This is a genomic window from Acuticoccus sp. I52.16.1 (assembly GCF_022865125.1).
GTDB lineage: Bacteria > Pseudomonadota > Alphaproteobacteria > Rhizobiales > Amorphaceae > Acuticoccus.
In genome coordinates this window covers 2,150,932-2,174,714 of the sequence record NZ_CP094828.1, presented here as the reverse complement: position 1 = coordinate 2,174,714, position 23,783 = coordinate 2,150,932, and the positions used below count along the sequence as shown (strand labels likewise).

At 68.8% G+C, this 23,783-nt stretch carries 22 protein-coding genes, 2 pseudogenes and 1 riboswitch; of the genes and pseudogenes, 14 read left to right on the top strand and 10 right to left on the bottom strand.

The features are described from left to right. The first annotated feature begins 189 nt into the window (after positions 1-189). Positions 190-279, top strand: a riboswitch (glycine riboswitch). A gap of 131 nt (positions 280-410) precedes the next feature. After that, complete coding sequence (locus MRB58_RS09790) at positions 411-1,661, top strand: D-amino acid dehydrogenase (RefSeq protein ID WP_244781526.1); 1,251 nt, start codon at positions 411-413, stop codon at positions 1,659-1,661. 39 nt (positions 1,662-1,700) lie between these two features. Here the strand turns inward: MRB58_RS09790 and MRB58_RS09785 are convergent, their stop codons facing one another. After that, complete coding sequence (locus tag MRB58_RS09785) at positions 1,701-2,498, bottom strand: metallophosphoesterase family protein (RefSeq protein WP_244781525.1); 798 nt, start codon at positions 2,496-2,498, stop codon at positions 1,701-1,703. Positions 2,499-2,586: 88 nt separating this feature from the next. Between MRB58_RS09785 and MRB58_RS09780 the strand changes: the two genes are divergently transcribed. After that, complete coding sequence (locus MRB58_RS09780) at positions 2,587-3,213, top strand: hypothetical protein (protein WP_244781524.1); 627 nt, start codon at positions 2,587-2,589, stop codon at positions 3,211-3,213. 70 nt (positions 3,214-3,283) lie between these two features. Here MRB58_RS09780 and MRB58_RS09775 read toward each other — a convergent pair whose 3' ends face one another. Then, a complete protein-coding gene (locus MRB58_RS09775; RefSeq protein WP_244781523.1) occupies positions 3,284-4,696 on the bottom strand; it encodes a uracil-xanthine permease family protein in 1,413 nt (470 codons plus the stop codon). 196 nt (positions 4,697-4,892) lie between these two features. Between MRB58_RS09775 and MRB58_RS09770 the strand changes: the two genes are divergently transcribed. Further along, complete coding sequence (locus tag MRB58_RS09770; RefSeq protein ID WP_244781522.1) at positions 4,893-6,128, top strand: urate hydroxylase PuuD; 1,236 nt, start codon at positions 4,893-4,895, stop codon at positions 6,126-6,128. On the opposite strand, the gene MRB58_RS09765 is transcribed toward MRB58_RS09770, so the two are convergent. Both MRB58_RS09765 and MRB58_RS09760 read right to left on the bottom strand, forming a co-directional pair. Further along, complete coding sequence (locus MRB58_RS09765) at positions 6,125-7,414, bottom strand: hypothetical protein (RefSeq protein ID WP_244781521.1); 1,290 nt, start codon at positions 7,412-7,414, stop codon at positions 6,125-6,127. The genes MRB58_RS09770 and MRB58_RS09765 overlap by 4 nt on opposite strands. Beyond that, positions 7,411-8,202, bottom strand: coding sequence for an N-formylglutamate amidohydrolase (locus MRB58_RS09760; protein ID WP_244781520.1), 792 nt, complete (start codon positions 8,200-8,202; stop codon positions 7,411-7,413). The genes MRB58_RS09765 and MRB58_RS09760 overlap by 4 nt, the downstream gene beginning before the upstream one ends. A 148-nt stretch (positions 8,203-8,350) precedes the next feature. Here MRB58_RS09760 and MRB58_RS09755 point away from each other — a divergent pair, with 148 nt between their 5' ends. The 6 genes from MRB58_RS09755 to MRB58_RS09730 all read left to right on the top strand — a co-directional run bounded on the left by MRB58_RS09755 (position 8,351) and on the right by MRB58_RS09730 (position 14,592). Beyond that, entirely contained in the window at positions 8,351-10,204 is a 1,854-nt protein-coding gene (locus MRB58_RS09755; protein ID WP_244781519.1) for an ATP-binding cassette domain-containing protein, read from the top strand. After that, the gene (locus MRB58_RS09750; RefSeq protein ID WP_244781518.1) at positions 10,201-11,358 is read left to right on the top strand and encodes an ABC transporter substrate-binding protein; all 1,158 of its coding nucleotides are present in this window, start codon (positions 10,201-10,203) and stop codon (positions 11,356-11,358) included. The genes MRB58_RS09755 and MRB58_RS09750 overlap by 4 nt, the downstream gene beginning before the upstream one ends. After that, complete coding sequence (locus tag MRB58_RS09745; protein WP_244781947.1) at positions 11,358-12,062, top strand: ABC transporter ATP-binding protein; 705 nt, start codon at positions 11,358-11,360, stop codon at positions 12,060-12,062. The genes MRB58_RS09750 and MRB58_RS09745 overlap by 1 nt, the downstream gene beginning before the upstream one ends. Before the next feature lie 6 nt (positions 12,063-12,068). Beyond that, entirely contained in the window at positions 12,069-12,956 is an 888-nt protein-coding gene (locus MRB58_RS09740; RefSeq protein ID WP_244781517.1) for a branched-chain amino acid ABC transporter permease, read from the top strand. An 11-nt stretch (positions 12,957-12,967) separates the two neighbouring features. After that, positions 12,968-13,627 (top strand): cysteine hydrolase family protein, encoded by a 660-nt coding sequence (locus tag MRB58_RS09735; protein ID WP_244781516.1) that lies wholly within the window; start codon positions 12,968-12,970, stop codon positions 13,625-13,627. Between the two features lie 569 nt (positions 13,628-14,196). Further along, the gene (locus MRB58_RS09730; protein WP_244781515.1) at positions 14,197-14,592 is read left to right on the top strand and encodes a MerR family DNA-binding transcriptional regulator; all 396 of its coding nucleotides are present in this window, start codon (positions 14,197-14,199) and stop codon (positions 14,590-14,592) included. A 132-nt stretch (positions 14,593-14,724) separates the two neighbouring features. Here the strand turns inward: MRB58_RS09730 and MRB58_RS09725 are convergent, their stop codons facing one another. From MRB58_RS09725 to leuS, 6 genes and pseudogenes are all read right to left on the bottom strand, one after another. Continuing rightward, positions 14,725-15,237 (bottom strand): hypothetical protein, encoded by a 513-nt coding sequence (locus tag MRB58_RS09725; protein WP_244781514.1) that lies wholly within the window; start codon positions 15,235-15,237, stop codon positions 14,725-14,727. 126 nt (positions 15,238-15,363) lie between these two features. After that, positions 15,364-16,389, bottom strand: coding sequence for a DNA polymerase III subunit delta (gene holA, locus MRB58_RS09720; RefSeq protein WP_244781513.1), 1,026 nt, complete (start codon positions 16,387-16,389; stop codon positions 15,364-15,366). Continuing rightward, positions 16,386-16,910, bottom strand: coding sequence for an LPS assembly lipoprotein LptE (lptE, locus tag MRB58_RS09715; protein WP_244781512.1), 525 nt, complete (start codon positions 16,908-16,910; stop codon positions 16,386-16,388). Before lptE ends, holA begins: the two co-directional genes overlap by 4 nt. Next, positions 16,897-17,424: a class I tRNA ligase family protein gene (locus MRB58_RS09710; RefSeq protein ID WP_371747288.1), complete on the bottom strand. Its 528-nt coding sequence runs from the start codon at positions 17,422-17,424 to the stop codon at positions 16,897-16,899. The genes lptE and MRB58_RS09710 overlap by 14 nt, the downstream gene beginning before the upstream one ends. 24 nt (positions 17,425-17,448) lie before the next feature. Next, positions 17,449-17,607, bottom strand: a pseudogene (locus tag MRB58_RS24940) (class I tRNA ligase family protein); the annotation flags it as partial. 120 nt (positions 17,608-17,727) lie between these two features. After that, a pseudogene (gene leuS / locus MRB58_RS09705) lies at positions 17,728-19,710 on the bottom strand (leucine--tRNA ligase); the annotation flags it as partial. Positions 19,711-19,790: 80 nt separating this feature from the next. Between leuS and MRB58_RS09700 the strand changes: the two are divergent. The 5 genes from MRB58_RS09700 (at position 19,791) to MRB58_RS09680 (ending at position 23,780) form a co-directional block, all read left to right on the top strand. After that, the gene (locus MRB58_RS09700) at positions 19,791-20,468 is read left to right on the top strand and encodes a YggS family pyridoxal phosphate-dependent enzyme (protein ID WP_256461714.1); all 678 of its coding nucleotides are present in this window, start codon (positions 19,791-19,793) and stop codon (positions 20,466-20,468) included. Beyond that, positions 20,465-20,899 (top strand): GFA family protein, encoded by a 435-nt coding sequence (locus MRB58_RS09695; RefSeq protein WP_244781511.1) that lies wholly within the window; start codon positions 20,465-20,467, stop codon positions 20,897-20,899. Before MRB58_RS09700 ends, MRB58_RS09695 begins: the two co-directional genes overlap by 4 nt. Before the next feature lie 88 nt (positions 20,900-20,987). After that, complete coding sequence (hemH, locus tag MRB58_RS09690; RefSeq protein WP_244781510.1) at positions 20,988-22,052, top strand: ferrochelatase; 1,065 nt, start codon at positions 20,988-20,990, stop codon at positions 22,050-22,052. 119 nt (positions 22,053-22,171) lie between these two features. Further along, complete coding sequence (gene dctP / locus MRB58_RS09685; protein WP_244781509.1) at positions 22,172-23,146, top strand: TRAP transporter substrate-binding protein DctP; 975 nt, start codon at positions 22,172-22,174, stop codon at positions 23,144-23,146. A gap of 22 nt (positions 23,147-23,168) precedes the next feature. After that, the gene (locus tag MRB58_RS09680; protein ID WP_244781508.1) at positions 23,169-23,780 is read left to right on the top strand and encodes a TRAP transporter small permease; all 612 of its coding nucleotides are present in this window, start codon (positions 23,169-23,171) and stop codon (positions 23,778-23,780) included. Positions 23,781-23,783 lie beyond the last annotated feature (3 nt).

Genomic DNA, 23,783 nt, shown 5'->3' with positions numbered 1-23,783 from the left:
TTCCGGGGCACGGCCCGCGCTGCGCCCCGGTCCGCCGTCGTCGTCACGGACCATGCGGCGCCTGGGCCGTCGCCACGGAAAGGCCGGGCCTGTCCCGTCGGGGCGCGTTGCGCAAATTTGCGGCAAGTCAAGTTTTCGGTTGCGCGAGATCTTGCGAAATTCGCCGAAATGGCCTACCTCAGCAGTATTCAGACGGCACCGGGAGAAGAGGGGGTCCGCCCCCTCGCCGAAGGAGCAACCGCCCCGGAAACTCTCAGGTCCCAGGACCGGTGTCGTCTCAACACTCCGGAAAGCGGCCCGCACACCGGGTCCACCGTAGGAGAAAGCCCGCCACCGGTGGGCGAAGCTCTCAGGTTCCAAGCACGGAGGGGGCAACGCGGCAGACGCCGCCCGTGCGTGGAGCTATCTCGATGACCCATGTCGCCATCATCGGCGCCGGTGTGACCGGCTTGACCACCGCCTATGCCCTCCTCGACCGCGGGTTCGAGGTCACCGTCTTCGACCGCAACCGCTACGCCGCGATGGAGACGAGCTTCGCCAACGGCGGCCAGCTCTCCGCCTCCAACGCCGAGACGTGGACCCAGTGGGGCACGGTCCTCAAGGGCCTGAAGTGGATGCTGCAGGCCGATGCGCCGCTGCTGGTCAACCCGCGCCCTACCCTCCACAAGATGCAGTGGATGGCCAAGTTCCTCGCCAACATCCCGAACTATCGTGCCAACACGGTCGAGACCGTGCGCCTCGCCATCGCCGCCCGCGCCGTCCTCTACGAGATGGCCGAGCGCGAAGGCATCGACTTCGACCTCGAGCATCGCGGCATCCTGCACTTCTACTCCACCATGAAGGACATGCAGCACGCCCGTGAGGTGAACGGCCTCCTCGCCGAGGGCGGCCTCGAGCGGCGCGAGCTGTCGCCGGCCGAGGTCCGCGCCGTCGAGCCGGCCCTGCGCGGCGATTTCGCCGGCGGCTTCTTCACCGAGAGCGATGCGTCGGGCGACATCCACAAGTTCACCATGGGCCTCGCCCGCGCCTGCGTGCGCCGCGGCGCGACCCTGCGCATGGGCACCACGGTCGACACCGTCGCCGCCGTCGAGGGCGGCGTGCGCATCGCCGCCGACGGGATCGAGGAACGCTTCGACGGCGTGGTCGTCGCCGCCGGCGTCAAGAGCCGCGACGTCGCCCGTCAGCTCGGCGACACGGTCGATATCTACCCGGTGAAGGGTTACTCGATCACGGTGGAGCTGAAGGACGAGCTGTCCCGCGCCGCCGCGCCCTGGGTGAGCCTGCTGGACGACCGCGCCAAGATCGTGTCGAGCCGCCTGGGCGAGGATCGCCTGCGCATCGCCGGCACCGCCGAGTTCAACGGCGCCAACCTCGACATTCGCGCCGACCGCATCCGTCCGCTGGTCGCGTGGGCGGAGAAGTACTTCCCCGCGCTCTCCACCGAGCATGCGGTGCCGTGGGCGGGCCTGCGGCCGATGATGCCCTCGATGCTGCCCCGTGTCGGCCGTGGCAAGCACGCCGGCGTCTTCTACAACACCGGCCACGGCCACCTGGGCTGGACCCTGTCCGCCGCCACGGCCGAGCTGGTCGCCGACCGTGTGGAGGACGAACTGGCGCCGCAGCGCCCGGTGGTGCGGCCCGCCTTCGCGCTCGCCGCCTGATCCCGCGCCGCTTCGTTCTGCGAGACGTGCCCGGCCGGCCTACATCGCCGCGCCGGGCGCTGGACCGAGGCTGCCGAACAGAGCGACCTCGCCGTCCAGCCGCACACAGGTGAGGTTGTTGGTGTAGAAGGCGCCGGTGTCGATGCACAGGCGCCCCTCGCTCTCGATCGGTTTCACGTCCGCGTAGTGGCCGTGGACCACCAGCTTGTCGGCCCGCCATGTCGCGCCCGGATGCTCGGGATCGCCCCACAACATCACCGCCTCGTCCTGCAATTCCAGGTCCACCCCGGGCTCCAGATCGGCGTGGACGAAGACGACGTCGCCGGAGGTGTGGTAGTTGACGAGCTTGTCGCGCAGGAGCGCGACGTGCGGCCCCATCGCCTCCGCGAGGTCGGCCGCCAGCGCGGTCAGCTCCTCCGGTCCCGGCCTTCGCGGTGCGGCCAGCCCGTAGGACGCGAGCGTCTGAATCCCGCCGAACTGCAGCCAGTTGGCGCCCTTCACCGGATCGTTGACGAAGCCGAGCATGGCGGCCTCGTGGTTGCCGCGCAGCGCGATGGCGCCGCCGTCGACCAGCGCGGCGACACGGTCCAGCACCGTGCGACTGTCGGCCCCACGGTCGACATAATCGCCCAGGAGAACGAGCTGCGCCCGGCGACCGTCCTCATGGTGCCTCCAGTCCGCGTCGATCCGATCTAACAGTATATCGAGGCAATGCGCTTGCCCGTGAATGTCCCCCACCGCGTAAATTCGGTCCGTCGACGCAACTCTCGGTTGGTATGCGGGTTGGTGGACTTGTTGGTCTTTCCGGCGCAAAAAGCGCAGCAAGCATGCCTCCATGGTGGACTTTGGTCCACGCTGGACCAAGTGACAGTGAATTCCGAGTTGGGGCGATCCTCCGGCTAAGGCAAGTGCGGTCGAGATGAGTATGCAGCGAACCAGTCCATCGAAAACAAAAAAACGTTCTCGCTCTTTAGGTAAGACATTTGTTCGCGTGAGTTGTTTTGCCGTCTTGGCAATCGGCATGGCGGCATTTGTCGGAATCGCGAAGAATGCGCCGAGCCTCGCGGCTGATACTCGCATCGCCGTCGGCCTCGACAGCTGGCATCCCACCGGGCAGGCCGCGCTGTACGATCGCGCGCGCTACCTGCTCGACCGAGCCGAACTTGCATCTTTGCGTTGGCAGAACGAGCGCCTGTCGCTCCAGCTCGCGATCCAGGGGATCGAGGCTGCGCCGGGCGACGCCTATGCGTGGAACACGGCCGCCATCGCCGCCGCCGCGTCCGGCTACGACGATTTCGCCCGCACCGCCGCCGCGCGCTCGCGGGAGCTGGCGCCCAACTCGTCCCGCGCCGCACTTCAGCGCCTCGTCATCGCCGACATCGAGCTGAACGAGGCCAGTGACGAGACCCGCGACGGCGTCCGCCACGATCTCGAGCTCGCCAACGCCGACGAGGGGAACAGCCTGAAGGCGATCCTGCAAAACTCGCCGCCGACCGCCGACGCCCTGCGCACGCTCGGGATCTACGAGCCCTTCGCCAACCTGGGAGGCTGAGGGCCGGCCGCGGCGTGCGGAGCCGGCCAGGGAGGCGAGGGCGACCCGCATCGTCCGGCCCCGCCGCCGCTCAGTGCGAGGGTGTCGAGCGCAGGTAGGCGTCGTGCCGAACACCGTCCGGCTCCTCGCTGGTCTGGTCGTCCGCCAACGTCTGGGGCAGGAAGAGGTTGAGGACGATGGCGATCGTCGCCGCCGGCAGCAGGCCGGAGGTCAGGAGCACCTTCACCGTCGCGTCCGCGTGCTGCAGCGCGTCGGGCTCGAGCTGCAGCCCCAGGCCGACCGACAGCGCCACGCCGAAGATCACCATGTTGCGCCGGTCCCACTCGACCTCCGCCAGCATGCTGACGCCGGCCGAGGCGATCATCCCGAACATCACGATCACGCCGCCGCCCAGCACCTCGATCGGGATGGTGGCGATCACCGCGCCGATCTTCGGCACGAAGCCGCAGACGATGAGGAACAGCGCGCCGATGGTGACGACGTGCCGGCTCATCACGCCGGTGATCGCGATCAGCCCGACATTCTGCGAGAACGAGGTGTTGGGGAGCGCGCCGAAGACGCCGGCGATCGCGGAGCCCAGACCGTCCGCGAAGGTCGCGCCGCGGATCTCGTGGTCGGTCGCCTCGCGCCCGGCGCCGCCCTTGGTGATGCCGGAGACGTCGCCCACCGTCTCGATCGCCGAAATCACGCCCATCAGACAAAAGCCGATCACCGCCGCGAACGAGAAACTGACGCCGAAGTGGAACGGGTCGGGCACCAGGAGCCACGACGCGCGGGCGACGTTGCCGAACGAGACCATGCCGAGCACCAGCGCCACCACGTAGCCGGCGATCAGTCCCAGGAGGATCGCCGAGATCGACCACAGCCCGCGGGTGAAGAACTTCAGCCCCAGCGTCACGACGATCACGACCAGCGCGACGAACCAGTTGAGCGCCGAGCCGTACTCGGGCGTGCCGATCGCCGGGACGCCGCCGGCGGCGTACTGGATGCCGACCTTCACCAGCGCCAGGCCGATGAGGAGCACCACCAGCCCCGTCACCAGCGGCGGCAGCGCGAAGCGGATCCTGCCGACGAACGGCGCCAGACAGGCGTGGAAGAGGCCGCCGCAGATGACGCCGCCGGTGATGGTCGCCATCGCCTCCACCCCCTGGCCGGCCACCAGCGGGATCATGATCGGGATGAACGCGAAGCTGGTGCCCTGGACGATCGGAAGCCGTGCGCCGATCGGTCCGAGGCCGATGGTCTGGAACAGCGTCGCGATCCCCGCGAAGGTCATCGACACCTGGATCATGTAGACGAGGTTGCCGACGCCGGGCGTGCCGAAGCCGAAGCCCGCCGCGCCCGCGACGATGATCGCCGGCGTGACGTTTGAGATGAACATCGCCAGGATGTGCTGGATGCCGAGCGGTACCGCCTTGGCGAGCGGCGGCGTGTAGTTCGGGTCGCGCAACTGCTCGGGTGTGCCGAGCCCCTTCATCACCATGATCGCTGTCCCACCTTGCGTGCCTACGGGCCGCCCGGTCCCTGCACGTCGGGTGCCAGTCCAGGGCGCAGCGCCGGAGCGTGGGACGGGCGCCGCCGCAGGGGAGGCGCGCGCTTGCCGTGGGGTCCGGCTGGCGGCATCGTTCTCGCATGGTGGGGCCGGCGGCGCCCCCGCCGAGCGCAGATGGGAGAGTGGGATGGGCCTCGAATACCTGTGGGAATGGTCGATGTTCGCCCTCAGGTGGCTCCACATCGTGACCGCGATCGCCTGGATCGGCTCGTCGTTCTACTTCATCGCCCTCGATCTCGGACTGAAGACGGCGAAGTCCGCCCCCGCCGGGGTGCTGGGCGAGGAGTGGCAGGTTCACGGCGGCGGCTTCTACCATATTCAGAAATACGGCGTCGCGCCGGACCACATGCCGGACGATCTCGTCTGGTTCAAATGGGAGGCCTACACCACCTGGCTCTCCGGCTTCGCGCTGCTGTCGTTGATGTACTACGCCGGCGCGCACCTCTACCTCATCGACCCGGCGGTGATGCCGCTGTCGGTCGGTCAGGCGATCACGATCTCGCTGCTGGTGCTGGCGGCGGGGTGGATCGTCTACGACCAGCTGTGCAAACGGCTGATCGAGGCGGGCGATACCACCGTCTTCATCATCCTGTTTCTCTTCATGTGCGGGGTGGGGTTCGTCCTCACCCACGTCTTCTCGGGTCGCGGCGCCTTCATTCACGTCGGTGCGATGACGGCGACCATCATGGCCGCCAACGTCGCGATGGTGATCATCCCGAACCAGCGCATCGTGGTGGCGGACCTGATCGCCGGCCGCAAGCCGGACGCCAAGTACGGCAAGATCGCCAAGCAGCGCTCACTGCACAACAATTACCTGACGCTGCCCGTCATCTTCTTCTTCCTCGCCAATCACTACCCCCTCGCGACGTCGACCCGCTTCTCCTGGCTCATCATCGCGGTGGTGCTCGTCCTCGGCGCGGTGATCCGCCACTACTTCAACACCAAGCACGCGACCGGCCGGCACCTGGTGTGGACCTGGGTCGTCACCGTCGCGCTCTTCCTGGTGATCGTCGGCCTGTCCACCTACCCGCTGGTGCGCACGATGCCGACGCAGGAGGCGGCCGGTGTCCGCTTCGACCCGATGGACTCGCAGATGCGCGCGCTGGTGCGATCCGACGCGTTCCCGGCGGCGCAGAACATCATCCTGTCGCGCTGCTCGATGTGCCACGCGGCGCAGCCGATGTGGGAGGGGATGGTGCATCCCCCGCTCGGCGTCACGCTGGAGAGCGAGTACGACATCGCCCGCGAGGCCTCGCGCATCGCCCGCCAGGCGGTGCTGTCGCACGCCATGCCCCCCGGCAACGTCACCGGCATGACCGACGAGGAGCGCGAGCAGGTGCGCCGCTGGCTGGCCGACGGTTAGATCACCCGCGCCAGCTGCGCGCCGTAGTCGGCCGACTTGGCCGCGTCGTTGATCTCGTTGCGCCGCACCGACCGGTAGGCGCGCCAGAACGTCTCGCCGAACCACGCGGCGGCCAGCGGTTCCGCGGCGTCCAGCACCTGCGCCAGAGAGGACGGCACTCGCCGGATGCCCCGCGCTGCGCGCTCCTCGTCGCTCAGCGTCGCCGGGTCCTGGTCGACACCGACCGGCGTGGCGAGCTGATCGCCGATCCCGGCAAGGCCGGCGCGGATCAGGGCGGCGAGGGTGAGGTAGGGGTTGGCCGAACCGTCGGTCAGGCGATATTCCATCGAGGCGGCCGGGTTGTTGCCGTCCTTGTCGGCCGCGCGCGGCACGAAGCGGATCGCCGCCTCGCGGTTCTTCACCCCCATGCAATTGAACGCGCCGACCCAGGAGGAGGGGGCGATGCGGTCGTAGGAATTCGGCGTCGGCGCGGTATAGGCCATCACCGCCTCGATCTGGCGCAGGATACCCGCCGCGAACGCGCCGGCGACCGGCGTCGGCGCATCGTGCGCACCGGTCACCGGGGCGCCGTGCGTGTCCCACAGGCTCATGTGGATGTGCACGCCGCTGCCGGCCTGCGAGAGGTCCGGCTTGGGGGCGAACGTCGCCCGCAGGCCCCGCGCCAGCGCCGCGTCGCGGATCACCTCACGGGTGAACACGGCCTCGTCCGCCCCCTTCAGCGCACCGCGCACCGGGCTCGACACCTCGAACTGATGCTGCCCGAACTCGGACATGAACTGGTCGAGGCCGGCGCCCGCGGTGGCGAGCGTGTCCAGCACCTCGCTGGCCAGCTCGGCGACGGCGCGGCTGCCGGGCAGCGAGTAGGCCGGCGCCGAGATCTCGGTCAGGCCGTTGATGTAGAGTTCGTGCTCGAAGCCGACCTTCAGCTTGTAGCCGGCCGCCTCCAGGTCCTTGAGCGCGCGCTTCAGCTGGCTGCGCCCGCACGCCTCCCAGAACGACCCGTCGGGCTCGGTAATGTCGGCGAGGTAGACGTCCATCGCCGGCCGTCCTTCACGCTTGGGCAGGGTGATCCGCCGCTTGGGGTCCGGCATCAGCCGCGTCTCGCCCATCGGGCCGAACGGGTTGTCCGGCGGGATCGTGTTCGAGGCGGAGAGGCACACGTTGGTCGGCACCCAGGGCATGCCCGACTTGATCGCGCCATCCGCCAGCTCGATCGGCACCGAGCGCCCCCGGAAGATGGCCGATAGCTCGTGGTTGCCGAAGAAGGCGAAGCGGGGGGAGCTCATGTCGTGATCCGGTCGAGGGCGAGAGGGATGATATCGGCGAGGAGGGCGGCCGCGGCGGCGACCCCGGCGTCGTCGGCGAGGGTATCCTGACGCATCTCGACGAGGGTCGAGGGCAGGCCCCGCCGCTCGGCGTGCACGGGGATCGTATAGTCGCCGCGGTCGTCGACCACGTAGGGAACGTTGAGCCCGGCCATCACCCCGCGCGCCTGCGAGATGTGCGCGAGCGTCTCGGAAAGGGCGGGGAGGCGGTTGTAGAGGAAGGTGACCGGCCAGGGCCGTGCGCCCGGATAGTCGCGGTGCAGCGGCGTGAAGGAGTGCACGGCGACGAGCACGGTCCGCTCGCCGCGCGCCGCCCGCCGGTCGAGGCTGGCGCCGATCGCGGCGTGATAGGGCATGAAGACCTCCGCCACCCGCGCCGCCGCGTCCGCCGGCGTGACCGCGGCGTTGCCGGGCACCGCGGTCCCGTCGACGCGCGGTGGCATGGCGTCCGGCTCGTGCGGCGGCCGGTTGCAGTCGATCACGAGGCGGCTGTAGCGCTGGGCGATCAACTCGGCGTCCAGGGCGTCGCTCAGCCGCTCGGCCACGGCGGACGCGCCGAGGTCCCACGCGATGTGACGGCAAAGATCTTGCTCGGCGACGCCAAGGTGGCACCGCGACGGGACCCGGCGACCGGCATGATCACACACGAGGAGGATCGGCGAGGCACTGTCCGCCCGCCGCTGCAGCACCGGAGCGGGGTCGCCCGGCGCCAGGAGGCCACCCTCCCAGCGCGGGCCCGCGGCGTCCATCGGGGTTGGTCGCGTCTCGGCCAGCGTCATCCGTTACCGGTCGCACACTGGATGGACGGTGGCAAATGCCGCCATTCCGAAAGATTGTTTCGTTTGACATCGAACGAAGGGGTCGCTTTCCTTCGAGCGGAAATGACGATGGAATACCATGCCGACGACCGCTCTCGCTGAACTGCCGCGGCTCCGACTGGCGCGGGAGATCGGGCAGACGGCGCTCGCCGTCGTGTTCATCGCCGTCGTCGCGCTGGGGCTATGGTACGTGCTGGGCCGCACCGGCGAGCGCATCGCCATTCAGATGTGCGTGTTCGTGACCGCGGTGGTGGCGCTCGGCGTCTTCACCGGCAACTCCGGCATCGTCTCCTTCGGCCACTCCGCGTTCATGGCGCTGGGGGCGTACACGGCGGGCATCCTGGCGATGCCGGCGCTGATGCAGCGTACTGCGCTGCCGCAATTGCCGGCCTTCCTCGCCGGGTGGGAGCTGTCGCCCTGGGTGGCGCTCGTGCCGGCGGCGCTCGTCGGCCTGCTGGCGGCCGGGGCGAGCGGCCTCGCCATCGCGCGGTTGCGCGGCGCCTCGGCCACCATCGCCACTCTGGGGCTCCTCATCATCGTCCATTCGGTGCTGATCGGCGCGCGCGAGATCACCCGCGGCAGTCAGACCTTCTTCGGCGTCCCGCGGGTGACGACCTTCTGGGTCGCGCTCGCGGCGGCGATCGCATTCATCGTCGCGGCCCGCCTCTATCGCGAGAGCCGCTGGGGCCTGATGCTGCGCGCCGTGCGCGACGACGAGGCCGCGGCCACCGCACTGGGGATCGACGCGCGGCGCATGACGTTCATCGCCTGGGCCGGGTCGGGGGCGATGGCCGCCGTCGCCGGCGCGCTCTACGGGTTCATGCTCGGCGCCTTCTCGCCGACGTCGTTCTACTTCGGCCTCATATTCGCGCTCGTCGCGATGCTCATCATCGGCGGCATGGCGACCGTGTCGGGCGCGGTCACCGGCGTCGTCCTGGTGACACTGCTGCAGGACGGTGTCCGCCAGCTGGAGGGCGGCGTGACGGTGGCGGGCGTGGAACTTCCGGCCGTCTTCGGGCTTACCACGGTGGCGCTCTCCGTCGCGATCCTCCTCGTCATCTGGCTCCGCCCGGAGGGATTGATCGGCACGCGCGAGGCGTCGGTCTCGGGGCTCGGCCGTCTTATCGCCGCCTTCCTGCCTCGCAGAGACATCGCAAGGGGCGCGCCGATCCATGCCGCCAAAGGATTGACCGTAAGCCGGCTTACAAAAAGGTTTGCCGGCTTAACTGCAGTCGATCAGGCGGATTTTGCGGTGCCGCCGGGATCGGTGACGGGTCTGATCGGGCCAAACGGAGCCGGCAAATCAACGGTGGTGAACCTCCTCACCGCCCAGTTCTTAGCCGACGAAGGGTCGATGCGGTTCGGCGAAACCGAGCTGACGGGTCTGCCGGCACACCGCATCGCGCCGCTCGGTCTCGCACGGACCTTTCAGAACATCCGGCTCTTCGGAACGCTCACCGTCTACGAGAACGTGCTCGTCGCGGCGATCGCGGCCGGACATGCGCCGCCGGCCGCCAGTAGCCTGGCGCTGCGCGAAATCGCGGCGCTCGAACTCGGCGATGTCGCCGATACGCTCGCCGCTTCGCTGCCCTACGGAGCCCGCAAGCGGCTCGAGATCGCCCGCTGCCTCGCCCAGGAGCCCAGCCTCATCCTGCTCGACGAGCCGGCCGCCGGCATGAACCCGGACGAGACCACCGACCTCGCCGACCGTCTCACCGCCCTCACGGCCGAGCGCGGCATCGGCCTCCTCCTCATCGACCACGACCTCGAGTTCGTGAACCGCCTCTCCTCGTCCATCGTCGTGATGAATCGCGGCAAGGTCATTGCATCGGGCACGCCCGACACGATCCGCCAGGATCCGGCCGTCATCGAGGCCTACATCGGCCGCGGCCGGGCCCACACGAAAGACACCCAGGAAGGAGCACAGCCATGAGAACTGCCGCCTCGGCACTGACCCTCGCGCTTGCCGCCGGTCTCGCCATCCCTGCCACGGCCCAGGCCGAAGACTACAAGATCGGCGTGATGAGCGCCCAGTCCGGCTACCTCACCCCCTACGACCAGCCCAGCTACGCCGGCTTCAAGTACTGCGTCGACAAGATGAACGAGGCCGGCGGCATGGCCGGCCGATACAATGTCGTCCTCGACGTGCGCGACACCCGCTCCGACATGGCCGAGACCGTGAAGGTCGCGCAGGAGATGGTCGACGCGGGCGCCCGGTTCATCGTCTCCTCGGCTGACGCCGACCCGACGATCGCCGCCGGCCAGATCACCCAGCCCGAGGGCATCCCCACGATGACCTTCGCCGGCACCGCCCCGGTGCTGACCCAGGTGGGCGACTTCATCTTCGGTTCCTACCCCGCCGACAACCAGCAGGGCACCGTGCTGGCCGATTTCGCCACCGAGCAGGGATTCGAGAAGGTCTACATCGTCAAGTCGCCCGACAGCGCCTACACCATGGGCGGCCCGGAGTATTTCGCCGACGTCTTCCAGAAGAATGGCGGCGAGGTGGTCGGCGAGTCGCTCTACTCGCTCAACCAACCGGACTTTTCGGCCATCGTCACCAACATCAAGGCGACCGAGCCGGCGCCCGACCTCATCGTCACCTGGGCCTGGGAGCCCGACTTTCCGGCCTTCATCAAAGCGCTGCGCGGCGCCGGTCTGGACACGCAGGTCATGGGCGGCGACGTGCTCGATACGCCGACCATCCGCGGCCTCGGCGACGTCGTCGACGGCACCTATCACACCTCCGGCGGCTTCCCCGAGGAGGGTTCGCCCTATGGCGACTGGGTGAAGGAGTATACCGAGGCGACCGGCACCGAGCCCGACAACAACTACTACGTCAACGGCTGCGACATCGCCCACATGATCGAGCAGGCGGTCGAGGCGGCCGGGTCCACCGACCCGCAGGCGGTGCGCGACGCGCTGGCCGCGATCGAAGACGGCGAGGGGATCATGTCCAACTTCACCTTCGCCGGAACGGATCGGATGCCGCTGCGCCCGGTGGTGATCGCCAAGATCAACGCCGACGGCTCGAAAGACTTCGTCTCCCGCGGCACCGCCGACCCCGAGAAGCTGCCGCAGCCGTGATGCTGACCGTTCGCGACCTCGACGTTCACTACGGCTCGGTCCACGCCCTCGCGGGCGTCGACCTCGAGGTCGCGCGCGGCTCGGTCACGGCGCTGCTGGGGGCCAACGGCGCCGGCAAGACGACCACGTTGATGGCCGTCGCCGGCGCCCGCCGCATCTCCGCCGGCACGGTCGATTTCGAAGGCCGCTCGCTGGTCGGCCAGCGGGCCGAGGCGATCATCCGGTCCGGGATCGCGGTGGTGCCCGAAGGACGGCGCGTCTTCGCCTCCCTCACCGTGGAGGAGAATCTGCGCGTCGCGGGCAGCCTGGAGCCGGACGCCGCGAAGGCGGCGCGGCGTCGGGCGGCGATGATGGAACGCTTCCCGATCCTCGCCGAACGGCGGGCCCAGCGGGCGGGCCTGTTGTCGGGCGGCGAGCAGCAGATGCTGGCGATCGCGCGGGCGCTGATGTCCGCGCCGCGGCTGCTGCTGCTCGACGAGCCCTCCCTCGGCCTCGCCCCGCAGATGGTCGACCGCGTCTTCGACCTCATCGCCGAGCTGAAGGCGGAGGGATTGGCGATGCTGCTCGTCGAGCAGAACGTGCCCCTCTCGCTGGAGATCGCGGACCGTGTGGTCGTGCTCGCCAACGGCCGTGTCTCGGTGGCCGGCACGGCGGCGGAGCTGGCCGGCAGCGATCTCATCCGCGGCGCGTACCTGGCAGCGTAGGGCGATATGGACTTCGTCATCCAGCAATCGGTGAACGCGCTCTCGCTGGGCGGCATCTACGCGATGCTGGCGCTGGGGCTCGCCATCGTCTTCTCCATCGTCCGCCTCATCAACTTCGCGCACGGTGAGATCATGACGGTCGGCGGCTACGGCGTCTTCGCAGCGACCGCGTTCGGCCTGCCGATCCCCTTCGCCGTGGCGACCGGGATCTTTGCGGCCGTGTTCGCCGCCGTGGCGATGGAACGGGTGGCCTTCCGCGCCATGCGCGGCGCCTCGGTGGTGTCCCTGCTGATCACCAGCTTCGCCATCTCCGAGATCCTCAAGGTGCTGTTCCAGAACGGCATCTCGGCCCGGCCCAAGCCGATCGCGCTGCCGGCCTCGCTGTCCGGGACCTACCAGCTCGGCGACATCACGGTCGGCGTCGTCCCGACGATATCCATTGTCACCACGCTGCTGGCGCTGCTGGGCCTCACGCTCTTCCTGCGCCGCACCGAGACCGGGATGGCGATGCGCGCCGCCGCCGAAGACTTCGAGATGTTGCGGCTCCTGGGCGTGCGGGCCGATCGCGTGGTCGCCGCCGCCTTCGCGCTGTCGGGGCTGCTGGCGGGCATGGCCGCCGTGGTCTGGACGGCGCAGCGCGGCTCGGTCGACCCGTTGATGGGGTTCTACCCGGTCCTCAAGGCCTTCATCGCGACGGTGCTCGGCGGTCTGGGCAGCCTTTCCGGCGCGATCCTCGGCGGCTTCTTCGTCGGCGCGGTGGAGGTGTTCAGCCAGGCCTTTTTGCCCGATAGCCTGTCGCCCTATCGGGACGCCATCGTGCTCACCACCGTCATCGCGGTTCTGCTCGTGCGGCCGGACGGGCTCGTCCCCGCCGCCAAAGTCGACCGTTCCTAGGAAGGACCCAAGTGCCCAAGCTGACCGTTGCCACCGCCGAGAAGGCCGACCGCGATCGCCCCGTCGAAAAGGGCAAGACCGCGCTCTTGTCCGTCGACATGCAGAATATGGAGTGGACCGCCGAGCGGGCCGCCCGCGCCCGGCGCGGGGAGGAGGGCGACGCCCATTTCCTCACGCGTCTGAGCGATACCGTGATCCCCAACCAGCAGCGCCTGCAAGCCGCGGCGCGCGAGGCGGGGGTCGAGGTGATCTTCACCGTGATCGAAGCGCTCACCCAGGACGGGCGAGACATCAGCCTCGATCATATGATCTCCGGCCTGTTCATCCCGAAGGGCGCCTGGGAGGCGGGGGTGATCCCCGAAGTCGGCCCGGTGGGGGACGAGATCATCATCCCCAAGACCGCGTCGGGCATCTTCAATTGCACCAATATCGAGTACGTGCTGCGCAACCTCGGGATCGAGTATCTGGTGGTCTACGGCGTATGCACCGACCAGTGCGTGGAGACGACGGTCCGCGACGCCTGCGACCGCGGCTTCCTGGTGACGCTGCTGGCCGATTGTTGCGCCACCCACGAGGAGCGCCGGCACGACAATTCCATCGACATGATGGACGGCCACTATGCCCGCGTGCGCACGACCGACGAGATGCTCGCCGAATTCGCGTCGCTCTGAGATGCGCCGAGGGCCCGCGCCCGGTGGCAGGGCTCGCGCCGTCTTGACGGTCGGCGCCGAGGTGACGATGTCCGGGGTGCGGTCGGTTGCGCGCTGCGGGCGCTGGGCGGGGCGGAATACAACCGCAAGGTGGTTCCCGCCCGCGCAGGGCGCGCGGGGCGGTGGGGCCGCGCGAACTGCTATATTACCTTGCATAACACAAATCGATTGCGCTATAAATTCGTGTAATGATCGGAGCACTAATATCGAAGCGCTCAAGCAATTATAAATTGCAAGTAAGTGATCGTGATGTTGAAACGCTGGCGGCCGGGCCTGGAGCCTTCCCCTCGACCGGAGGACCGTCGCCCCGCCAGGTATTATGACCGCGGATGCGCCCACTGTTTGGCTCCGCGGAAGGGTCAAGTCTAAGTGATACGCGAATTTCGCCAGAGGGATGCCATTTTCGACGAACCTTCCAAGGCCCAGGTACCGCCGCACGGACGGAAGGCACCGTCGCAGGAGCGGGGCAGTGTATGCACGGAAAACGTGAATCGGCTGGGCAACCGCGGCTGGTCTGGAGCCGCCGCGCCATGAGTCATTCGTTTTACACGGTGACGCAACTCGCCGAAGAGCTCGGCCTCACGCCGCGCGCGGTACGGTTTTATGAATCCAAGGGTCTGATCAGCCCCAAGCGGGCCGGCACGACGCGGGTCTATACCGAGCACGAGCGGGACCGTCTGATCCTGGTGCAGCGGGGCAAGCGGCTCGGCTTCTCGCTGCAGGACATCAAGGACTACCTCGACCTCTACGAGACCGACCAGGCGGGGCAGGAACAGCTCAACGCGCTGCTGAGGGGCGTGCGCTCCCGGATCGAGAAGTTGGAGGAGCAGAGCGCGGCGCTCACTCAGACCCTCGCCGAACTGCGCGATATCGAGCGGAACGCGACCAACTCGCTCGCCGAACTCGGCCGCAGCAAGGCCTGCTGACGACGGTCGGCGAAGCAACCTCGGACCGCGTTCCGCCAGCCGCGTTCCGAATGCGAAACTGCGCCCGCAAAAGCGGGCGCACCCAAGTCGCGGGTGACTCGCAGTCCGCTGGAGGGCTGCTCCTCGAGAGACTCAGTTTCCGGAGACGACCGGCGGCGGTGAGAACACCGTGTTCTGCTGGAAGCGGATGCGTCGCAGCACGGCACGGATGCGCGTGCGGTTCGCTCCGTTGTTCTTCAAGATCAGAGCGAGACGCTGGCGGACCGCGGCGTTCTCCTGTCGCGTGTCCACACCGGCGCCGAGGCCGAAGAGGTTGCTCGACAGCAGGTTGTTCTGCGCGGTGGGCAGCGTCCGCAGGAAGGTGAATATGTTGACGTTGGGATTCACGAAAATGTCGCGCGGCGGGTTGAAGGAGCGCGTGATCACCGTGAGGTAGGAACTGAACGAGGAGAGGCTCAGGCGGGTCATGCGACGGCCGATGCCCTCGATGATCGCGAATGGCATCTGAGGCTGTTGGCCCAGCTCCTCGAGGTCGAATTTGAGGCCGGAGACGGCGGCGCGGATGCGCGTGTCGTTCACGGCATGGGCCGGGGACCAGAGACCGGCGACGAAGACGATTAAGATCAAGTACTTCAGCGGAGACACGAGCACCCCCAACAAATGATGGCTAGAATTCTCACAATTCCGTAACGCGCGCAAGTAGCCTCAAGGCAGCGGGCGGTCGACGACAGTGTTTTTTCTTAGGCGCACTGTCCGGCAGGCGGGCCGGGCTCAGCGCTGCGAGACCTGCGAGGCGATCCGGAAGAGGAGATCGCGGGTCGTCGCCGCGGCGAGGTGGGGCATGATGCGGGTTCGGAACGTCGCCTCGGCGATGGCCTCGGAGGCGGCGCGCAGCTTGCCGGGCGCCCATTGGTCCAGCGCGCGCGGCGCCATCGCCCGCTGCGAACCGAAGAGGGGCGGGCGCAGCTCCTCCACCGCCCGCGTCGGCGACGCGCCCTGCGCCACGGCGGCGGAGGCCAGCTCCAATGCGTGGCAGACCCGTTGTGCCATCATCAGGATCTGCACCGCGGCGCTGTCCTGCCGCAGCACGCGGCCGAGCGCGGCGTCGAGCGCGCGGCGGTTGCCGAGGAAGGCCGCGTCCACCGCCTCGCCGATCTGGCTGGCGGCAACGTCGCCGACCACGGCGTCGATGTCGGCGGTCGTCAGCGCCTCGCCGTCGGCGGCATGCAGGCAAGCCTTCAGCACCTCTCCGCGCGAGGCGGCGCGGTCGGCGCCAAGGCGCTCGCGCAGCATGGCGCGGGCGTCGGCGTCGACGGCGAGGCCGAACTTGGCCGCCTCCTCGTCGATCATCCGGTCGAGGTCTCGCTCGGTGTCGGCGGGGCAGTAGATCGCGACGGCGCGCGCGTGGTTCTCGACGTCCTTGCGCAGCCCCGTGCCGCGCTTCAGGTCGCCCGCCTCGACGACGACGACCGCCTCGGTCGGCGGACGGTCGAGCAGCGGCACGACCGCGGGCGACATGTTGCGGCCGGCGGCGTCGCGAACCAGGATCAGCCGCTTGCCGCCGAACATCGAGATGGTGCCCGCTTCGTCGATCAGCCGGGCGGGGTCCGCCGTCACCGTCGCGGCGTCGAGCTTGACGATGGCGAAGGGGTCGTCGCTGTCGTCGAAGAGGGCGAGGATCGCGTCCGACACCTCGGTCACGAGGCCGCGGTCGGGCCCGAACACCAGGACGACGGGGGGCAGCTTGTCGCGATGCGGGAAGCGGCGGCCGACCTCGTTGGCCTTCGCCGCGGTCACGTGTCGGAGCGCTTGGCCGCGAAGTAGGCGGCGATGCGGGTCGCGATGTTCTCCGCCATCGACCGCGCGGCCCGCTCCCGCGCGTCCTTCTCGGCCCGCACGTTGGCGAAGCGCTGGGAGGAGAAGTCGTAGGACGCGGTGGCGGTCGACGCGCCGGTCAGCAGCGTGCGCTCGGTCGCGATCTCGGACAGGATGAAGGTCGCGTTCAGCGTCACCAGGATGGCGGCGGGCAGGTCCTGCTCCAGCTCCACGGCGAGGCGGTCGTCGCTGACGTCGACCACGAAGCGCAGGCGGTAGCGCGGGTCGACGACGTTGCTGCCGTCGCCGCGGAACAGGAACTTCAACTCGTTGGTGAGGACCTGCTCGGTGCGGTCGCGCGGCGGGTCGACGGCGATCGCCATGAGGTCCGGCGTCGGCGACAACGGCCCGCCCGTCGCCGCGTCGAGATAGAGCGGGCGAACCTGGCACCCGGCGACCGCGAGGGCCGCCGCCAGTGCGATGATGGCGCTACGCCACGACATTGACGATCCGTTGGGGCACGACGATCACCTTGCGCGGGGGACCATTGAGGAAGCGTTTCACGTCCTCCAGCTCCAGCACCGCGGCCTCGATATCGCCCGCGGCGGCATCCTTGGCGACCGTGATCTCGGCGCGCTTCTTGCCGTTGACCTGGACGGGGAGGGTGACGGCGTCCTCCACCAGGAGGCTCTCGTCGACCTCGGGCCATGCGGCGGCGGTGACGAAGCCGTCCTTGCCGATCACGCGCCAGCACTCCTCGGCGAGGTGGGGCATCATCGGCGCGAAGCAGCGCACCATCGCCTCGATGCTCTCGGCGAAGACAGAGCCGGGGGTCGCATCGTCGCCGAGCGCCTTCTGCAGCGCGTTCGACCACTCGTAGAGGCGGGCGACGGCGCGGTTGAAGCCGAGGCCCTCGATGTCGTCCTCGATCGCCTTGATGGCGGCGTGGGTCGCCTTGCGCAGCGCCAGCCCGTCGCCGGTGCCGGGCGCGTCGGTCTTCGCGGCGGCCTCGTTCACCAGGCGCCAGATGCGCTGCACGAAGCGGTGCGCGGCGTCGAACCCCGCGTCCGTCCACTCGATGTCGCGCTCGGGCGGGGTGTCGGACAGCATGAACCAGCGCGCGGTGTCGGCGCCGTAGGTGGTGAGCACGGTGTCCGGATCGACCACGTTGCGCTTCGACTTCGACATCTTCTCGATGCCATAGGCAAACGCCGGGGCGAGGCCGGGCGCGGTGAGATCGACCAGCCACGCCGCGGGGTCCTGCGCGCGGAACGGGTGCGACTTGGAGAACCAGACGCGCTTCGCGAACAGCGGCGCCACCCCGGCCTCGGCGAAGATCGCGTCGTAGGCGGCGGCGGCCTCCGGCTCGCTGGAGGGGTCGAGGGTCTGCAACATGAGCGTCCCGTCGATCCCGCGGGTGCGGTCGAGTTTCTCGGACGCCTCGGCGTGGATGCGGTAGCGCGCGGCGAGGTCGGCCGCCTCTTCGGCGGTGGCGGGGCGCGTCTCCTCGGGGGCGAGCCAGCGGCGCAGCGGGTCGCCGAACGTCTCGTGCGTGACCATGCCCTGGGTGAAGAGGCCGCGGAACGGCTCAGGCCGGTCGCCGTAGCCGCACTTGGCCACCGCCCGCATGAAGAAGCGCGAGTAGAGGAGGTGCAGGATCGCGTGCTCGACACCGCCGATATACTGATCGACCGGGAGCCACGCCTCCATGACGTCCTTGTCGATCGGGGTGGCGGCGTCCGGTGCGGTGAAGCGCGCGAAGTACCACGAACTGTCGACGAAGGTGTCCATCGTGTCCGTCTCGCGCCGCGCCGGGGCGCCGCAGGACGGGCAGTCGACGTGCTTCCAGGTCGGGTGCCGGTCGAGCGGGTTGCCGGGCACGTCGAACGTGACGTCGTCGGGGAGCTTCACCGGGAGCTGGTCGTCCGGGACGGGGACGATGCCGCACGCCTCGCAATGGATCACCGGGATCGGGCAGCCCCAGTAGCGCTGGCGCGAGATACCCCAGTCGCGCAGGCGGAAGTTCACCTTGCGCGTCGCCTGCGGGGCGCCGTCCATCGTCACCATCTCAAGCCGGCTCGCGACCTCGTTCTTGGCGTCGGCGATCGACATCCCGTCGAGGAAGCGGGAGTTGAAGATGACGCCGTCGTCGGTGAACGCGTCGGCGCCGACGTGGAAGGTGTCGTCCGCATCGCGCGGGCGGACCACCGGGTGCACCGGCAGCGAGTACTTGCGGGCGAAGTCGAGGTCGCGCTGGTCGTGCGCGGGACAGCCGAAGATGGCGCCCGTACCGTAGTCCATCAGGATGAAGTTGGCGACGTAGACCGGCAGCGTGATCTCCGGATCGAACGGGTGGGCGACGCGCAGGTTGGTGAAGACGCCGCGCTTCTCCGCCTTCTCGATCTCGACCGCGCTCGTCCCCATCCGCTGCGTCTCGGCGATGAAGGCCGCGACATCCGGATTGTGCTCGGCGACCGCCCTGGCGAGCGGGTGCCCCGGCGCCAGCGCCACGAACGAGGCGCCGAAGATCGTGTCCGGCCGGGTGGTGAATACTTCGATCTCGGTGATGCCGGACGGCTCGTGCACCGTCAGCGGGAAGCGCATCATCAGGCCTTCGGAGCGGCCGATCCAGTTGCGCTGCATGAGGCGCACCTTGTCGGGCCAGCGGTCCAGCCCGTCGAGCGCGTCCAAGAGATCCTGCGCGTAGTCGGTGATCTTGAAGCACCACTCCGGCATGTCGCGCTGCTCGACCGGGGCGCCGGAGCGCCAACCCTTTCCGTCGATCACCTGCTCGTTGGCGAGCACGGTCCGGTCGACCGGGTCCCAGTTGACCTTGCGGTTCTGGCGCGAGACCAGCCCCTCGCGCAGGAAGCCCAGGAACAGGCGCTGCTGCTGCGCGTAATAGGCGGGGTCGCAGGTCGCGAACTCGCGGCTCCAGTCGAGCGAGAGGCCCATCGACTTGAGCTGCTTCTTCATCGCGTCGATGTTGGCGTAGGTCCACTCGGCGGGATGCGTGTTGTTCTGCATCGCCGCGTTTTCGGCCGGCATGCCGAACGCGTCCCACCCCATCGGGTGCAGGACGTTGAAGCCCTTCGCCCGGCGGTACCGCGCCACCACGTCGCCCATCGTGTAGTTGCGCACGTGGCCCATGTGGATGCGGCCGGACGGGTAGGGGAACATCTCCAAGACGTAGTATTTGGGACGCGGGTCGTCGTTGGCGGTCTTGTAGATGTCCGCCTCGTCCCAGGCGGCACGCCACTTGGCTTCGGTGGCGGGCGCGTTGTAACGCTCGTGGGTACTCATTCGTGTTCGGAACCGGCGTGGGAGATGTCGGCGGACCATGGGTGAGGGAAGCCGAAGGGTCAACCGCCATGACGGGTGAAGTGAGCGAAGCCGGGGTCGCGCAGGCGTTGAGTGTGGTCCAAAGGTCGATCGCGGACGCGATGAAGGCCGCCGGCCGGACGGATATGGTGGACCTCGTCGCCGTCACCAAGACCTTCGAGGCCGCGCACGTCCGCCCCGCGCTGGAGGCCGGCCAGCGCATCGTCGGCGAGAACCGCGTGCAGGAGGCGAAGGGAAAGTGGCCCGCACTGCGCGAGGCGTTTCCCGACATCGAGCTGCACCTCCTCGGCCCGCTCCAGTCCAACAAGGCCAAGGACGCCGTGGCCCTGTTCGACGTGATCGAGAGCGTCGACCGTGAGAAGATCGCCGAGGCGATCGCCAAGGCCGCCGACGCGGTCGGCCGCATGCCGCGCTGCCTGATCCAGGTGAACATCGGCCGCGAGCCGCAGAAGGCCGGCGCCGCGCCGGAGGACGCCGCCGCCCTGGTGGAGCGCGCCCGGGCTCTGGGGCTCCCGGTGATCGGCCTGATGGCGATCCCCCCGGCCGACGAGCCGCCCGGCCCGCACTTCGCGGCGCTGAAGACGATCGCGGACGGCCTCGGCCTCCCCACCTCGATGGGCATGTCCGGCGACTACCGCGAGGCGATCGCCCACGGCGCCCGCTGGGTCCGCGTCGGCTCCGCCATCTTCGGCGCCCGCCCGCCGATCGCCGCGGGGTGAGTGCGGCGCCCATCACCGGCCGCTGCTACTGCGGGGCGACCACGATCCACGCCGCGCAAGCGCCGCAAACGGTCGCCTACTGCCACTGCGACGACTGTCGGCGCGTGACCGGCGCCCCTGTCGCCGCCTTCGCGGCCTTCGCCGAAGGGGACGTCACCGTTGCCCCGGCGGGCGCCACGGTCCGCGCCAACCCCGGCGTGGCGCGGACGTTCTGTCCGGCGTGCGGCTCCCCGCTGACGGGACGTTACGACTATCTGCCAGGCCAGGTCTTCGTCTCGCTCGGGCTTCTCGATCAGGCCGCCGACCTCGCGCCGCAGCTCCACGCCCACGCCGGCACAGCCCTGCCGTGGCTGCACATCACCGACGATCTGCCGCGCGTGGAGGCGAGCTCGCGCGATACGCTCGGCGAGGCGGCCGATACCGGCGAGTAGAAGCCGTCCCGGCGGACTGCGGCGAACGGTGGGGTCGAACTCCCCCGCTCGGGTGATATGTAGATCCGAGCTGGAGGAGTTCTGAACCATGGACATGATCGAGACCAAGGTCGAGCCGTTCGCCGGGCGTCCCGGGCAGCTCCCGGCCGATCATCCGCCCGTGAAGTTCGGCCGCGTCGGGGTGCTGCTCGTCAACCTCGGCACGCCCGAGGGGACCAGCTACTGGCCCATGCGCCGCTACCTCAAGGAGTTCCTCTCCGATCGCCGCGTGATCGAGGTGCCGCGCGCCATCTGGTGGCCGCTCCTCAACCTCGTCATCCTGTCCAAGCGGCCGCAGGCGTCCGGCAAGGCCTACGACGAGGTGTGGAACCGCGAGCTGGACGAGTCGCCGCTCAAGACCGTCACCCGCAGCCAGGCCGAGAAGCTCGCCGCGACGCTGTCGACCGACCCGCGCATCGAGGTCGAATGGGCGATGCGCTACGGCCTGCCGCCCATCAAGGAGAAGCTGGAGGCGCTCCAGGCGAAGGGGTGCGAGCGCATCCTGCTCTTCCCGCTCTATCCGCAGTATGCCGCGGCGACGACCGCCACCGTCAACGACAAGGCGTTCGATGCGCTGAAAGCGATGCGCTGGCAGCCGGCGCTGCGCACCGTGCCGCAATATTGCGACGACCCGATCTATATCGACGCGCTGGCCCGCTCGCTGACCGACCATCTCGCCACACTCGACTTCGAGCCCGACATGGTGCTGACCTCTTATCACGGCATCCCGCAGGACTACCTCGACAAGGGCGACCCCTACCACTGCCATTGCCACAAGACGACGCGGCTGCTGCAAGAGCGGCTCGGCTGGCCGGACGGCAGGCTGATGGTCACCTTCCAGTCGCGCTTCGGCAAGGCGGAGTGGATCAAGCCCTATACCGACGCGACGGTGAAGAGCCTGCCCGGCAAAGGCGTGAAGAAGATCGCCGTCATGATGCCCGGCTTCGTGACCGACTGCCTGGAGACGCTGGAGGAAATCGCCGGCGAGAACGCCGAATATTTCCACGAGGCGGGCGGCGAGAAGTTCTCCGCCGTCCCCTGCCTCAACGACAGCGACCACGGCATGGCGGTGATCGAGCACGTCGTGCGGCGCGAGCTGATGGGCTGGATCTGACCCCTCGGGCCGAAAGCCCCCGTCCGCCGCGAATACTGCCTTGATTATGCGGCCGACAACAAGCAGGCTGCGGCGATCCGAAGCGGTCCGAAGACGGCCGCTCGATGGGGAGGAAAAACATGTTCTTTCGACTGACGGCGTCCGTCGCCGCGCTCGCTCTGGTCCCGACCATGGCCTTCGCCGTGGACCTCAAGCTCAGCCACCAGTGGTCCACCAGCGACGTTCGCCACAAGGTGGCGCAGATGGTGGCCGACGAAGTCGCCGACGACGGCATCAACATCCAGATCTACCCGTCGGCCTCGCTGTTCAAGGCCAACGAGCAGTACAACCCGCTGTCGCGCGGCCGGCTCGACATGACGGTCCTGCCGCTCTCCTATGCCGGCGGCCAGCGTCCCGCCTACAACCTCACCCTGATGCCGGGCCTCGTGAAGAGCCACGATCACGCCGCCCGCCTGGTCGACTCGCCGTTCATGGACGAGCTCGAGAAGATCATGGCCGAAGACGACGTGATGGTCCTCGTCCACGGCTACCTCGCCGGCGGCTTCGCGGGTGCGGAGGAGTGCGTGACCGGGCCGGACACCGTGAAGGGCAAGCAGATGCGCGCCGCCGGCAAGGCGTTCGAGCAGATGCTGGCGCAGGCCGGGGCGTCGATCACCTCGCTGCCGTCGTCCGAGCTCTACTCGGCGATGCAGTCGGGCGTGGTGGACGCGGCCAACACCTCCTCGTCGAGCTTCGTCTCCTACCGCCTGTACGAGCAGGTGAAGTGCTTCACGCCAGTGTCCGATTATTCGCTCTGGTTCATGTATCAGCCCCTGCTCATGAACAAGTCGACCTTCGAGAGCCTCACCGAGGACCAGCAGAAGGCCCTTCTGGAGGCGGGTGCCAAGGCGCAGGCCTACTACCTGGAGGAGGCCAAGCTGGAGGACGAGGCGGCCACGCAGAAGTTCCGCGAAGCCGGGGTCGAGATCGCCGAGATGAGCGAGGAGGAGTTCAACGCCTGGCGCGACGTCGCCAAGGAGTCCTCCTACAAGGAGTTCGTCGCCGAGACGCCGGACGGGCAGAAGCTCCTCGACGCCGCACTCGCGGTCGAATGATCCACCCCGCCTGGTCGACCCTATGACCTCTATCGAGACCAGCCGGCCCCCCAGGGGGCCGGCAACCGCGTTCGGGCGTGCGGTGCGCACCGTCTCGCGCATCTGCGGCGCCCTGTCCGCGGCGATGATCGTCGCGTCGGTGGTCATCACCTGCCAGCTCATCTTCGTGCGCTTCGTGTTGAACCAATCCACCATCTGGCAGACCGAGGCCGTCACCTACCTGATGATCGGCGCGACGCTCATCGGCCTCCCCTACGTCCAGCTCCTGCGCGGGCACGTGAACGTGGAGCTGGTCCCGTTGCTGCTGCCGCCGCGGGCGCGGCGGATCCTGGTCGGTGCGACGACGCTGCTGACGCTGGCGATCGCCCTCCTGATGCTCTTCTACGGCTACGAGCTGTTCAGCTTCGCTCTGGAGCGCAACTGGCGCTCGGACACCGTCTGGGGCGTCAAGCTGTGGATCCCCTACGTCGCCCTGCCGATCGGCTTCGCGCTCTATTCGCTGCAGCTCATCGCCGACATCATCGCCCCCGCGCCGCCGCCGCTGGCCGAGCCGACCCTCGGCGCCGCCATCCCCTCCGCGCCCGAGCGGCCGGATGCGGGCGAGAAGGCCGCGCTCTCCCAACCTTCGGAGTGAGCC

Bases quoted from the DNA above. Each gene is read 5' to 3' on its own strand.
- MRB58_RS09730 (WP_244781515.1), top strand. From the start codon at position 14,197: ATGAGTCATTCGTTTTACACGGTGACGCAACTCGCCGAAGAGCTCGGC.
- MRB58_RS09755 (WP_244781519.1), top strand. From the start codon at position 8,351: ATGCCGACGACCGCTCTCGCTGAACTGCCGCGGCTCCGACTGGCGCGG.
- MRB58_RS09765 (WP_244781521.1), bottom strand. From the start codon at position 7,414: ATGAGCTCCCCCCGCTTCGCCTTCTTCGGCAACCACGAGCTATCGGCC.
- MRB58_RS09680 (WP_244781508.1), top strand. From the start codon at position 23,169: ATGACCTCTATCGAGACCAGCCGGCCCCCCAGGGGGCCGGCAACCGCG.
- MRB58_RS09770 (WP_244781522.1), top strand. From the start codon at position 4,893: ATGGGCCTCGAATACCTGTGGGAATGGTCGATGTTCGCCCTCAGGTGG.
- MRB58_RS09745 (WP_244781947.1), top strand. From the start codon at position 11,358: ATGCTGACCGTTCGCGACCTCGACGTTCACTACGGCTCGGTCCACGCC.
- MRB58_RS09750 (WP_244781518.1), top strand. From the start codon at position 10,201: ATGAGAACTGCCGCCTCGGCACTGACCCTCGCGCTTGCCGCCGGTCTC.
- dctP (WP_244781509.1), top strand. From the start codon at position 22,172: ATGTTCTTTCGACTGACGGCGTCCGTCGCCGCGCTCGCTCTGGTCCCG.
- lptE (WP_244781512.1), bottom strand. From the start codon at position 16,910: ATGTCGTGGCGTAGCGCCATCATCGCACTGGCGGCGGCCCTCGCGGTC.
- MRB58_RS09780 (WP_244781524.1), top strand. From the start codon at position 2,587: ATGCAGCGAACCAGTCCATCGAAAACAAAAAAACGTTCTCGCTCTTTA.
- MRB58_RS09760 (WP_244781520.1), bottom strand. From the start codon at position 8,202: ATGGACGCCGCGGGCCCGCGCTGGGAGGGTGGCCTCCTGGCGCCGGGC.
- MRB58_RS09740 (WP_244781517.1), top strand. From the start codon at position 12,069: ATGGACTTCGTCATCCAGCAATCGGTGAACGCGCTCTCGCTGGGCGGC.
- MRB58_RS09775 (WP_244781523.1), bottom strand. From the start codon at position 4,696: ATGGTGATGAAGGGGCTCGGCACACCCGAGCAGTTGCGCGACCCGAAC.
- MRB58_RS09790 (WP_244781526.1), top strand. From the start codon at position 411: ATGACCCATGTCGCCATCATCGGCGCCGGTGTGACCGGCTTGACCACC.
- hemH (WP_244781510.1), top strand. From the start codon at position 20,988: ATGGACATGATCGAGACCAAGGTCGAGCCGTTCGCCGGGCGTCCCGGG.
- MRB58_RS09785 (WP_244781525.1), bottom strand. From the start codon at position 2,498: ATGGAGGCATGCTTGCTGCGCTTTTTGCGCCGGAAAGACCAACAAGTC.